The organism is Ectorhizobium quercum (assembly GCF_026552795.1).
GTDB lineage: Bacteria > Pseudomonadota > Alphaproteobacteria > Rhizobiales > Rhizobiaceae > Ectorhizobium > Ectorhizobium quercum.
Window position 1 is genome coordinate 1 of record NZ_JANFPI010000001.1, and the last position, 13,549, is coordinate 13,549.

The following is a 13,549-nucleotide window of genomic DNA, read 5'->3' on the forward strand; positions in this document are numbered from 1 at the left end:
ACCCTCGCCGTCGAGAACCATCCGCACCGCGCGCTCGCGGACCTCCGGGGAAAACTTGTTCGTCGTCTTGCTCATCATGCTCCACCTTACTCAAGAGTTGGAGCCTCCGGCAAACCCGGAGCGGTTCCGCATCTGACGCGATCGTCATTGTATCGATGCCTGCAGCGTCATGGGATTTCAAGACTGCCGAATGTGGATGGCGACAAGCCATCGAGGAAGACGTTCAAGGCCTACGCAGACATCCCGAAGAACCGCAACGGACCAACCGCACGGTTCCGGGGGCATCCGTTCGACCGGGCATGCTGGCGACACTGTATCGAGCACAGGCTGACCAAACCCAAGCATCCCTGGACGAACGGCCAGGTCGAGCGGAATGATCTCCAGAACCTGCGATCCAAGTTCAATCCAGTCTTTGTCGCCAGCTCGCAGAACATCAGGGAGGGGGACCGGCTGCTATTGGGATGTACCTGCTCAATTATCGGGAGTCGGATGGGGAACTGCACCATCGATTGCTTCATTACTTCTTGAAGACAAGCATCCAGACGTGTGGGGAGAGTTCCGATTTGCCGATCATTGCGACAGCCGCCTGGTCCATTCCGAAAACGGTGGCCGATCGGTTCGCCCGCGAGGGCAGCGGACTGACCCGATACGCATCGGTGTTCGCCGGCGTGGAAATCAACTCCACCTTCTACCGCCGGCACAAACCGTCGACTTTCGCCCGCTGGGCCGAGTCCGTACCAGGCAGCTTTCGGTTTTCGGTGAAGATCCCCAGGGAGATCACGCATGTCCGGGCAATGAAAGATATCCGCGAACGGTTCGACATCTTTCTTGAGGACATTGCACCGCTCGGTGAGAAGCGTGGGCCTCTGCTCTTCCAGCTGCCTCCTTCGCTGGCGTTCGATCCTGATGAGATGGAAACCGCGCTCAAGACAATACGGAACGCGGATCAAGGAATGATCGTCATCGAGGTGCGGCACAAAAGTTGGCGGCCGGACGAAGCGGTCGCCCTGTTGAGGAAATATTCGGTCGACCGGGTTCTCGCCGACCCTGCGCCGGTGTGGTCGGCCGAGACTTTCACAGATCCGCCGCGCTATGTCCGTCTGCACGGTAAACCGAAAATCTACTACTCGCGCTATACCGACGAAGAAATCAGGTCGTTTTCCAGACGTCTGGCGTCCGACAGCTGGTGCGTCTTCGATAACACCGCCTCGGGGGCTGCGATCGAAAACGCGCTGACGATGCTCGCATTGTGACGAACACCTTCGCGGTCGCGGAGAGTGGTGCCTCGAATGGCGCAAGCCCGAGGGAGTGTGGTTCGTGGCATTCCACTCACCTTGATTATCGAGCCTTTCTCGATACCGCCGGCAAATCCATGCGGCATATCAGAAGAACATCGGCAGCACTGTCGTCGATCCTGAACTGCTCACCTGTGCCGAGTGGCAGCAGTACTCGCTGGAGAGCTGGTTGCCCTTGGCTCGGCAATGGCCGGGAACAAGGTATACGAAACGCGGCGGCGCTCTGGCGCGAGATGCGTGCGGAAGGCTTTCATGGGCAGAGCGGTGTCGTTTCGTAATGGGCGCAGCCCCGACGGCTTGCGGAAAAGGTAAATCGGAGTCAGCTGGCGCGAATACCATCAGAACGGGTTTTCGCGCGCTTGGTGACATTAGCGCGCGATGAGCTGACGACGTCCGAGACGATTTTGGTGGCGGCCATTGCAGGAAACGTTCCGGAGCGGGTTGTCGGCCGCACGATGATCCTCGTCTTCCAGTCCATGATCCGCTCGAAGGCGGCTGAAAACGGGATGACTGGCTCCATGTGACGAAGGAGAGCTTGGTCGGGTCGCTCGCCAATGACGTCGGGAAGGACATCGCCGTGGTCCGCAACACGATCATCAACCGTCGTCCAACGGGCAGACGGAAGGGCAGATCGCGCGCCCGAAACCCATGAAAAGCCAGATTAAACTCGATCTGCTTCGGGCACGATTGATCGGGGCAACGTAAGAGTTGCCCTTCGGCGAATTTGCGTCAGAACCAATTTTCCGTGGAAACGCCGGGTCAGTTCTCAGTGGCAACCAACGGCGACAACGCCCTTGTCTCGGATCATACGCCTGCACTCCCCTCCGCTCGGGTCTGCCAATTATGACGATCGCCTCTAACTCCCCTCATGCTGCATGCCAGACTTGCGAAAGTCGTATGTCTCCTGAAGACGTCAGGTCCTTTCGAGAGGCGAATCCATTTTTCGGACAGCGGTGTTTATGAGTTGTAAATCATATTAATGCGCAATCATAGGAAGTATTCGCCATTGGCGGAACCTATGCCTCGATGAGGCTTTAATGGCTACATGATCCGAGTTGGATTGCGGATTTTATATTTCCCTGAAGAAATAAAAGTAGTTTCAATGTAATGTTGAATATTATTTCAAGTAATTTTCCTGGAAATGAAGCATGTCCAGTTCGATTTCCCTTGTTTCCTCTTTGGAGAAGATGATATGCCAGTAACGATTACGAGCAAGGTCGACGGTTCCGTAGAAACGGTTTCAGGCAGCGAGATTGCATTGAGCGGGCCCAGCGTCGTGACGCTATCCCTGAGCCCGCGGGCTGTCGCTGAATACCAGCGCACTGGCGACGATCTCATGATCGTGTTGCGCAACGGAGAGACGATCCGCATTTCGCAGTTCTTTGCCGCCCAGGAGGGAGGGCAGAACGAACTCGTTCTGGAAGATGAGGACGGGACGCTCTGGCTCGGCGAAAACAGCGAAGGCCTGGCCGACTTCAGCTTCTCCGAAATCGCGTCGGTCGACCAGCTCGTCGGCGCATCCGGCGACTTTTCCCCCGTTCTCCTTGGTCTTGCCGCGCTTGCCGGTGGCGGCGCTCTCATAGCTGCGGGGTCTGGTGGTGGAAGTGGAAATGGTGATGACTCGGATGCAGATGCCGACGCCGATACGGACGCTGACGCTGACGCAGATGCGGACGCCGACGCCGACTCGGATGCAGATACCGAAGCCCCCGAGGCACCGAGGGAACTGGCCATCCACGAGACGGGCAGCCACACGACGGGACGAGGCGAGCCGGGTGCGAAGGTTACGATCCTCAACGAGGCCGGCGAGGTCGTCGGTGAAGGTATCGTCGGAGACGACGGCACGTTCCTCGTTGAACATGATCCCCCGCAGCAGCATGGTCGCCCCCTTGAGGTTTTCCTGGAGGATGCCGCCGGAAACCGGTCGGAATCCGGCTTCATCAATGCTCCGGATCTCATCCCTCCGGATGCCCCCACCGATCTGGCTGTCAATGATGCCGGCACCGAGTTGACCGGGCAAGGCGAGCCGGGCGCACGCGTGATCGTGACGAACGCGGCCGGCGAGATCGTCGGTGAGGGAGTGGTCGGAGATGATGGTGCATTCTCTATCGATCTCGATCCCGCACAACTGGATGGCGGCGAGCTTGAAGTCGTCCTTGTCGATGATGCCGGAAATCAGTCGGAATCCGGTCTGGTGACGGCTCCCACAGACGATTCGGACGCCGATGCTGATGCGGATGCCGACGCAGACGCAGACGCCGATGCTGATGCAGACGCCGATGCTGATGCTGATGCTGATGCCGACGCGGACGCTGATGCAGACGCCGACGCCGACGCCGACGCTGATGCAGACGCCGACGCCGACGCTGATGCCGATGCCGATGCTGATGCGGACGCTGATGCGGATGCCGACGCTGATGCAGACGCCGACGCTGACGCGGATGCCGATGCTGATGCCGACGCAGACGCAGACGCCGATGCGGATGCCGACGCAGACGCAGACGCAGACGCCGATGCGGATGCAGACGCTGACGCGGATGCCGACGCTGATGCAGACGCCGACGCCGACGCTGATGCTGATGCCGACGCGGATGCTGATGCTGATGCGGATGCCGATGCAGACGCCGACGCGGATGCGGATGCCGACGCGGATGCTGATGCGGATGCGGACGCTGATGCAGACGCGGATGCCGATGCGGATGCGGATGCCGATGCGGACGCTGATGCGGATGCAGACGCCGACGCTGACGCCGATGCCGATGCGGATGCTGACGCTGACGCTGATGCCGATGCCGATGCGGATGCGGATGCCGACGCTGACGCCGATGCCGATGCGGATGCGGACGCCGACGCGGATGCCGATGCGGACGCGGATGCTGATGCCGATGCCGATGCGGATGCGGATGCCGATGCGGACGCTGATGCGGATGCAGACGCCGACGCTGACGCCGACGCTGACGCCGATGCCGATGCCGATGCGGACGCGGATGCTGATGCCGATGCCGATGCCGACGCAGACGCCGATGCGGATGCAGACGCTGATGCAGACGCTGACGCGGATGCCGACGCTGATGCAGACGCCGACGCCGACGCCGATGCTGATGCCGACGCGGATGCTGATGCTGATGCGGATGCCGATGCAGACGCCGACGCGGATGCCGACGCGGATGCGGATGCCGACGCGGACGCGGACGCGGATGCTGATGCGGATGCGGACGCTGATGCGGATGCGGACGCTGATGCAGACGCGGATGCCGATGCAGACGCCGATGCCGACGCCGACGCCGACGCTGATGCAGACGCCGACGCTGATGCAGACGCCGACGCCGACGCCGACGCCGATGCTGATGCAGACGCGGATGCAGACGCTGACGCGGATGCCGACGCTGATGCAGACGCCGACGCCGACGCTGATGCTGATGCCGACGCGGATGCGGATGCCGACGCTGACGCCGATGCCGACGCTGACGCCGATGCCGACGCCGACGCGGACGCCGATGCAGACGCCGACGCGGATGCCGACGCGGATGCGGATGCCGACGCTGACGCCGATGCCGATGCGGACGCGGATGCTGATGCCGATGCCGATGCAGACGCCGACGCCGATGCAGACGCTGATGCAGACGCTGATGCAGACGCCGATGCAGACGCCGATGCCGATGCCGACGCCGACGCGGACGCGGATGCGGATGCCGACGCAGACGCAGACGCAGACGCTGATGCAGACGCCGATGCCGATGCCGACGCCGACGCGGACGCGGATGCCGATGCCGACGCAGACGCCGACGCGGATGCGGATGCCGACGCCGATGCCGATGCGGACGCCGACGCGGATGCCGATGCGGATGCGGATGCCGACGCCGACGCCGATGCTGATGCTGATGCCGATGCCGACGCCGACGCCGACGCTGATGCCGATGCGGATGCGGATGCCGACGCTGACGCCGATGCCGACGCCGACGCCGACGCGGACGCGGATGCTGATGCGGATGCCGACGCAGACGCAGACGCAGACGCAGACGCCGATGCCGACGCCGATGCTGACGCTGATGCCGACGCGGACGCGGACGCTGATGCCGACGCTGATGCGGACGCCGATGCTGATGCCGACGCGGATGCCGACGCGGATGCCGATGCCGACGCGGATGCCGACGCCGACGCCGACGCGGACGCGGATGCCGATGCGGATGCTGATGCGGACGCGGACGCGGACGCCGACGCCGACGCGGACGCGGATGCTGATGCTGATGCGGACGCCGATGCAGACGCCGACGCCGATGCAGACGCCGATGCGGATGCAGACGCTGATGCGGATGCCGATGCGGATGCGGATGCGGATGCTGACGCTGACGCTGACGCTGACGCGGATGCCGACGTGCAGGCGTTCGATGACGTTATTGCGGCGGAGGTGGCGCTTTCACCGGTGATGAGCCAGCGTGTTCAGACGCAGTCTGACAATGTGCTGATCAACGTCGGAAACTTCTCGCAGAGCTTCCAGTTCGATGTGCCCGCAGGGGTTACGACCGACGCTTCCTTCGTAGTTTCCGTGTCCGGCCTGGTCGGGCTGCTGGACAATGCCGCGGCCACGCTGGAGGTTCTGGTCGATGGCAACTGGGTCACGCTCGGCGACTCGTCGCAGGGCGGCCTGCTCGATCTTCTCGGACTGGCCGGAGAAGGCGTGCGGATCGACGTCGAGGACCTTCAGTCCGGCTCCTACCGGCTGAATTACAGTGGTGGCGGCCTGGTGGGTGTCGGCACGACCATCGACCTTGAGGCCACGCTCGACGATACCAGCCTGACCGACTTCACGGGCACCGGCGGCCCCGCCGTGGAGGGAAGCCTTCTCGACGGCAGCGGCAGCGGCGGCGAGCCCGACCTGCTGGGACCGGGCGGTCTGGCGGTGTTGCAGATCGACATCGACGGCACGGGCAACTTCGTCGAGGTCACGGACGGTCTCGTGGTCGAGGGCGAGTATGGCACGCTGACCGTCAATGCCGATGGCAGCTACAGCTATCAGGTGAACGACGACGCAACGGCGGTCGGTAAGGTCGACAGCTTCGCCTACAAGCTGGTGCATCCGACCGCCGGCGAAGCGACGGCGAACCTGCACGTGCAGATCGGCAGCCCCGACGCCTTCCTGACCTGGGATCCCGACAACCCGTCGGCGGCGGCCGCAACGATGGTGGCCAACGACAACATGGACACGGCCGGCATCGAGGTCACCAACCTCGTGACGACCGAAGAAGTCCCCAATGCCATCCAGTACACCAGCGTGCTGCTCTTCGGCGGATCGGGCAATTTTGATTTCACCATCGATGCGGATACCGTATCCGATGCCACTTTCAACATCAGTTCGAGCGGGCTGGTCAATCTTCTGACGTCGCTCAATTTCAGCCTTTCCCAGAACATCGGCGGCACCTGGGTGCAGATTTCCGATGGCTCGGACGGCGGCCTGATCGATCTTGTCGGCATCGGCTCGAATGCCATCCAGGCCAATATCGACGGCATGTCGGCGGGACAATACCGCCTGACGGTCAGCAATGGCGGTTTGGGGTTAGCCACAACCATCACGGCCAATGCGACGTTCGAGACCACCCATCTCACGGTGGACGTCCCCGGCGAGCTGACGAACGCCACCGGCAACGTGCTTGCCGACGATGCGCCGGGTTCGGTCTACACCGCGCTGGCGATCAGGGACGAGAACGGCAATTTCGTCATGCCGGGCGTCGGCGGCGTTACGGTGGACGGCGCCTACGGCCAACTGACCATTACGGCCAGTGGCGACTATACCTACGTTCCCAACTCCAGCCTCAACAACATCGGATCGAGCGACACCTTCACGTATCAGTTGCTTCATCCGAACGGTGATACGGTGACGGCCGAACTCGTGATCGACATCGCGGATGCGGCAACCCTGGGCACGACGGGTCTGATGAGCTTCGCATCCTACGACATGGCCATCGAGGGCGATGTGGTGCCGCTCGGCGATTTCGAGCGGGAAGGCGACAGCGATGTCGATGCCCCTCCCTTGCAATACGGCCTTACGGAGGACGTGACCTTAGATGATGCTAATTCAACCTTGGAGATAGAGCTTGCTGACGACGCTATTATAGGTAATATCGACGATATCAAGGCTGATTCCCTGTCGGGAACGAGCTGGCAAGTATCGTCGGATGGTGCGTTGGCCGGGACGGAAGATCCTCTGGGCTACATCATCTCAGACCCGTTGATGCAGGATGATGATCTGCATCACGCCGGCAATGTCTGACCCCGTACATCTCGAAACCGCCGGGTTGAACGCCCGGCGGGCTGGAAAGTGGGAAGATGCTTTCGCGGATATTCACCACGGGAGCTCGTCATCATCAAAAGCTGGGCGGCATTATTCATGATTCTTCTTCTTGCGTCGTGCCAGACGTCGGCAGATGGCGGCCGATCCGCAGGCAAAGGCGGACAACAGGGACGGGACGGGCGGGCCATGCCGGCCACGCCCGGCCCGCCGGGCGGGAGGGCGGAAGCGGCTGCTGTCTCGGCGGCGAAAACCGCGCCCCTGACGTTCGAGACGGCGGTCGTCCGGGCGCTTGCATGGCATCCGGCGATCGACGAGGCCGTGGGGCAGATCTATCGCGCCGAAGAGCGGATCGCGGAGGCCAAAGCCGGTTACTATCCGAAGATCAGCGCCGGCGTCGATTCCGGATACCGCAGCACCAGCGGCTGGGGTCCGCGGCTCAATGTTTCCGCATCGCAGATGATCTATGATTTCGGCAAGGCGGCAAGCTCGGTCGACACGCAGGCGGCGGGCCGCAACGTCGCCGATGCCCGTCTCCTGCTCGCTACCGACACCCTTGCCCGCGATACCGCGCAGGCGGTCATCGAACTCCAGCGCTACCGCCGGCTGTCGCGGCTGGCGCAGGAGCAGCTTAATGGCGTGCAGGCCATCGCACGGCTCGTCAAGGAACGCAGCGACCGCGGGGCCAGCACCACCTCGGACAGGGTCCAGGCCGATGCGCGGGTGGAAGCGGCGCTCGCGACGAAACTGCAATACGATTCGGAGCGCGAGCGCTGGCAGGCCAGCCTTTCGGCTCTCCTCGGCGGCGGTCCTGCCAATCCGTCCGACGACGTTCCGGCCTGGCTGGCCCGCTCGTGCGATCCTGGCTCGCCCGACTGGTCGCAGGTGCCGGCCATGCTGGAGGCAGAGGCGCAGAAGGAGGAAGCTGCGGCGCAACTCAAGGCGAGCCGTGCGGAGGCGTTTCCGACGATTTCGCTGGAAGGCGGCGTCGGTTACGACATTCTCGGTTCCAAAGGCTCGAGCGACGACCTGGACCCCTCCATCGGCGTGAACGTGTCGTGGAGCCTTTTCAACGGCGGACAGCTCGGCGCGCGGGCGCGGGCGGCCGGCCATGCGCTGAGAGCCGCGGAGGCTTCGCTCCTCAACACCCGTTTCGAAGTGGAGCGCAGCTTCCTGGAAGGGCGCAGCCGGGCCGGAACCCTGGGCCGCCTGCGCGACACGCTCCAGTCGCGCTACGACATGATGGTCCAGACCCGCGATCTCTATCGCCATCAGTATCTCGAACTCGGCACGCGCACCCTTCTCGATCTGCTGAATGCCGAACAGGAGCTGCACGAGGCGCAGTTCCAGACCGCCAACACGGTTCACGACCTCAGGCGCTTGCATGTCGATTGCCTCTATAACACGGGAAGGATGAGACAGAGTTTCGGCGTCGAGGCCGCCGCCCTGCGCGGGAGAGGGAGCGGCTGATGCCCTTCACCGACATCCCCCCGCTTTTCCCCGGCAGCGTCGGCTGGCTCGAAAGCCTGCGCCTGGTCGCGCAACATTACCGGCTTGCCCTGTCCGTCCAGGGCGTCAAGCAGGCCGCCGCGTCGGATATGACCGGCAGCGAGCAGGATCGCGTGCGCAACATCGCCCGCAACATGGGGTTGCGCATCAAGTTCCTGAAGCCCGGGCGGCTGTCTCTTTCGGGCTGGCATCTGCCGGCGATCCTGAAGATGAAGACCGGCGAAGTTGCCGTCATCCACGCGATCTCCGAAACGGGCGAGGCAAGCGTCAGCTTCGGCGGCGAAGAGGGGCTGGAGCGGGCGCATCCGCTGGACGCGCTTCTCGCCGGCGCGGAGGTGATCGCCATCGCGCGACCCGCGCGCACCGTGGCCGACGCCCGTGTCGACACCTATATCCAGCCCTACGAGGAACACTGGCTGCGGCGGATCGTGCTTCGCGACATGGGCGCCTATGGCCATGTGCTGATCGCTTCGCTGATCGCCAATGCGCTGGGTCTGACCGGCGTCCTGTTCTCCATGCAGGTCTACGACCGGGTGGTGCCGGCGCAGTCCTTCAACACGCTGTATGTGCTGTTCAGCGGCGTGGTGCTGGCCCTGCTGTTCGATTTCCTCATCCGCCGCGTGCGCATGACCATCATCGACGTGCTCGGCAAGCAGGCGGACCTGAAGATGTCCGACCTCGTCTTCGGCCATGCGCTGCGCGTGCGCAACCGGGCAAGGCCGACATCGACGGGCTCCTTCATCGCCCAGTTGCGCGATCTGGAGCAGGTGCGCGAACTCATGACCTCGACGACCGTCGCGGCGCTGGCGGACCTGCCGTTCTTCTTCCTGTTTCTGGTGATCTTCTGGTTCATCGGCGGCATTCTGGTGCTGGTGCCGCTTACGGCGCTTTTCCTGCTCGTCCTGCCGGGCCTTCTCCTGCAACGGCGCCTGCGGACCTATGCCAACGAAGCCATGCGGGAGGCCTCGCTGCGCAACGCCATGCTGGTCGAGGCGGTGCAGGGGATCGAGGACATCAAGACTCTCCAGGCGGAGGATCGCTTCCAGCATCAATGGAACCATTACAATGCTGTCACCGGCGAGGCCCAGATGCGGCTGCGCGGACTGACCAAGAGCCTCGGCATCTGGACGCAGAACATCCAGACCTGCGTCTATGTCGTCATCGTCTTTGCCGGTGCGCCGATGATCATCGCCGGCGACATGACCACCGGCGCGCTGGTCGGTGCCTCCATTCTCGGGTCCCGCATGATGGCGCCGATGGGGCAGCTCTCGCAGATCGCCGGCCGCTTCCAGCAGGCGCGCATCGCCAAGAAGGGGCTGGATCGCATCATGGAAATGCCGGTCGACCATCCGGCGAGCGAGAACAGGATACACCGCCCGAAAATCGAGGGGAGCTACCGCTTCAAGGGGGCGACCTTCCGCTACGGCGACGACGCGTCTCCGGTTGCCCTGTCGGTCCGCGACCTCAAGATCGACCCCGGCGAAACGATCGCCCTGATCGGCAAGAACGGCGCGGGAAAGTCGACGCTTCTCCTTGCCATGTCCGGGCTTCTCGAGCCCTCCGCGGGCGAGGTTCTTCTGGACGACCTTGCCCTCGGGCACATCGATCCCGCCGACATACGCCGCGACGTCGGCCTGCTGACCCAGAATTCCAGGCTCTTCTTCGGCACGCTGCGCGACAACATCATGATGGGTGCGCCGCATGCCTCCGCGGAGGAGATCGGCAATGCGCTGGCGATGGTCGGCGCCGACGCTTTCGTCAACAGGCTGCCCAAAGGGCTGGAGCATGTGATCCAGGAGGGCGGCCAGGGCCTGTCCGGAGGGCAGAAGCAGGCCCTGCTGCTTGCACGCCTTCTCATCCGGGAGCCGACCGTCATCCTGCTCGACGAACCGACGGCGGCGATGGACGAAGCCACGGAGCGCAACTTCATCGAACAGTTCGCCCGCTGGAGCGCGGGGCGAACCGTCATCGTCGCGACGCACCGCATGCGCGTTCTGGAACTGGTGAACCGGCTGATCGTGGTCGAAAACGGCATGATCGCCCTCGACGAGCCGAAGGAGAAGGGCCTGCAAGCGCTGACGGGCGTCAGGAAGGTAAGCCCGGACCGGGAGCCGGGACAGATGCGCAAGGCCGCGGCTTCCCCGGCGGGAGGGATATGACATGCCGGTTGCCGACGAGGATGTCCAGTGGACGGAAGGTGGATCGGAGGCGGACAATCCGCGGCTCAGGGTCTCCAAGCGGTTCGTTCGCCTCGCCCTGCTTTTCGGCGCCCTGGCCATTGCCTGGTCCTACGTGGCCCTGCTCGACGAGGTCTCGACGGGAACGGGCAAGGTCGTGCCGACCATGCAGGAGCAGGTGATCCAGTCTCTCGAAGGCGGCGTTCTCGCCCGGCTGCATGTGCGTCAGGACGATGTCGTGGAGCCGGGACAGATCCTGGCGCAGCTCGATCCGACCGTCACCCAGTCGAGCGTCGAGGAAAGCGCCGCCAAGTATCGCGCGGCTCTTGCCAGCGCCGCACGGCTCACCGCGGAGGTCAACCGGACGGCGCTCAGCTTCCCCGTCGAGCTGGACGACTATCCCTCGCTCAGGGCGGCGGAAACGGAGCTTTTCGAGGCCCGCCGGAAAAGCCTTTCGGAAACATTGCAGTGGATCGACGAATCCGCCCGGCTTGTACGCGACGAACTGGCCATCAACCAGTCGCTGACGGCAATGGGGGCGGCCAGCAATGTCGAGGTCATCCGGCTGAAACGCCAGCTCGTCGAACTTCAGCTCAAGCAGACCGAGGTGCAGTCCGATTATGTCGTGCGGGCGCGTGAGGAGCTTGCGAAAGCGAATGCGGAGGTCGAGTCGCTTTCCTCCGTCGTCAAGGGGCGCGCGGATTCACTCTCGCGCCTGACGCTGCGCTCGCCCGTGCGCGGGATCGTCAAGAACATCGAGGTCTATACGATCGGCGGCGTGGTTCCGCCCAACGGGAAGCTGATGGATATCGTGCCGCTCGACGAGCAGCTTCTGATCGAGGCGCGCATCTTTCCGCGCGACATCGCCTATATCCACCCCGACCAGCGGGCGAACGTCAAGATCAGCGCCTATGACTATGCGATCTATGGCGGGCTGACCGGCAGGGTGACGAGCATATCCCCGGATACCATCCAGGACGAGATCAAGCCCGACGATTACTATTACCGGGTGTTCATCAGGACCGAAAGCGACGCGCTTTCCAACGCCCGCGGCGACCGGTTCCCGATCGTTCCGGGCATGGTGGCGACGGTCGATATCCATACCGGCAGCAAGACGGTGTTCGACTACCTTGTCAAACCCCTGAACCGGGGACGCGAGGCCATGCGTGAGCGCTAGGGCGGTTCCAGCAAATGTGCGGGACGCGCGTCCGCACGCATTCGGACTATGTGTCCGTCGACCGGGAGGCTGACCATGTTGCATCTCATCCGCTCGGTTCTCGTCTTTCTGTCCTTTCCGCTGGGATTGAACGACGCCCTGTCGGCCGACCCCCGGCTCGGCCCTTTCGAGAAGCCGCGCCCGAAACAGCTCGCCGTGCCTCTGGGCGAGGAGACCTTCGGCAAATACGAAGCGCTGAACGGTGCGATCGGTTCGCCGGACCGGTGCGGGGAAATCCCGGACGCCCTGTGGGTGGGGGCCGACGGTGAGGGCGAATGCATCAGATACTACCCGCAGGGCTTGCAGGCGAGCAATTCGCTCGTGCTCGTCTATTTCGGCGGCGACGTCATCCTGCGAACCCGCAAGGCCGTGCGCTTCGTCTCCGACCTCTATGCCGCGCAATCCCCGCACAGCATCGGCGCTGACATGGCGGCCTGGGGCGAGGAGGCGGGAACGCCCGCCGTCTTTCTCGCCCGTCCCGGCACCTACGGATCGTCCGGCGATCACAACATGCGCCGCATGCCCCGCGAGATCGCGCTGATGGATGGAGCGCTCGACCGGTTGAAGGCGCGCTTCAATGTCGGGGCCTTCGTCCTCGTCGGGCAGTCGGGAGGCGGCCATGTCGCGGCCTCGCTGGTCAACAGGCGCGACGATATCGCCGCCGTTTTCATTTCCTCGGGCCTGCTGTCGGTCAAGCGCGCCATGCGCGCCTGGGAGCACAGGCGGTCGATTCCCGGCCGGCTTCTCTACGATGCCGCCGCGTTCTACGATCCGATCGAGGATATAGAGAAGATCGGACGTGAACCGGCGCCCGCCATCTGGGTGATCTCCGACCCCGATGACCGTGTCGTGCCCTTCTCGACGCAGCTTCATTACGTTCGCCGCCTGCGGGCGGCGGGCTTTGCCCCCCACCACGTCTACGCCCATGCCGGCGACGCAAGGAGACATGTGCTGGCGCCGCATGCGAAGCGCGCCGCCGCGCTGTTCGCGCGCGGCGGCAGCGAGCGCGACATCCGGGCGGCGCTTCATGCGCTCGACATCGACAATCTGGAACGGGACTGAGATT

At 63.7% G+C, this 13,549-nt stretch carries 7 protein-coding genes and 2 pseudogenes; 8 read left to right on the forward strand and 1 reads right to left on the reverse strand.

What is annotated here, in order from left to right:
• Positions 1 to 123 precede the first annotated feature (123 nt).
• Positions 124 to 372: pseudogene (locus NOF55_RS00005) on the forward strand (hypothetical protein); the annotation flags it as partial.
• 191 nt (positions 373 to 563) lie between these two features.
• On the forward strand, positions 564 to 1,253 hold the full coding sequence (locus NOF55_RS00010; protein WP_306409270.1) for a DUF72 domain-containing protein: 690 nt from the start codon (positions 564 to 566) through the stop codon (positions 1,251 to 1,253).
• Between the two features lie 361 nt (positions 1,254 to 1,614).
• Here the strand turns inward: NOF55_RS00010 and NOF55_RS00015 are convergent, their stop codons facing one another.
• Positions 1,615 to 1,773, reverse strand: a complete 159-nt coding sequence (locus tag NOF55_RS00015; RefSeq protein ID WP_306409271.1) for a hypothetical protein — start codon at positions 1,771 to 1,773, stop codon at positions 1,615 to 1,617.
• A gap of 714 nt (positions 1,774 to 2,487) precedes the next feature.
• Between NOF55_RS00015 and NOF55_RS23430 the strand changes: the two are divergent.
• The 6 genes and pseudogenes from NOF55_RS23430 to NOF55_RS00045 all read left to right on the forward strand — a co-directional run.
• A pseudogene (locus tag NOF55_RS23430) lies at positions 2,488 to 3,441 on the forward strand (Ig-like domain-containing protein); the annotation flags it as partial.
• A 48-nt stretch (positions 3,442 to 3,489) separates the two neighbouring features.
• Positions 3,490 to 7,563, forward strand: coding sequence for a BapA/Bap/LapF family large adhesin (locus NOF55_RS00025; RefSeq protein ID WP_306409273.1), 4,074 nt, complete (start codon positions 3,490 to 3,492; stop codon positions 7,561 to 7,563).
• A gap of 207 nt (positions 7,564 to 7,770) precedes the next feature.
• Positions 7,771 to 9,051 (forward strand): TolC family protein, encoded by a 1,281-nt coding sequence (locus NOF55_RS00030; RefSeq protein ID WP_306409274.1) that lies wholly within the window; start codon positions 7,771 to 7,773, stop codon positions 9,049 to 9,051.
• Positions 9,051 to 11,249, forward strand: coding sequence for a type I secretion system permease/ATPase (locus tag NOF55_RS00035; protein ID WP_306409275.1), 2,199 nt, complete (start codon positions 9,051 to 9,053; stop codon positions 11,247 to 11,249). The genes NOF55_RS00030 and NOF55_RS00035 overlap by 1 nt, the downstream gene beginning before the upstream one ends.
• A 1-nt stretch (position 11,250) precedes the next feature.
• Positions 11,251 to 12,444, forward strand: coding sequence for an HlyD family type I secretion periplasmic adaptor subunit (locus NOF55_RS00040; protein WP_306409276.1), 1,194 nt, complete (start codon positions 11,251 to 11,253; stop codon positions 12,442 to 12,444).
• 75 nt (positions 12,445 to 12,519) lie between these two features.
• On the forward strand, positions 12,520 to 13,545 hold the full coding sequence (locus NOF55_RS00045) for an alpha/beta fold hydrolase (RefSeq protein ID WP_306409277.1): 1,026 nt from the start codon (positions 12,520 to 12,522) through the stop codon (positions 13,543 to 13,545).
• Positions 13,546 to 13,549: the final 4 nt, after the last annotated feature.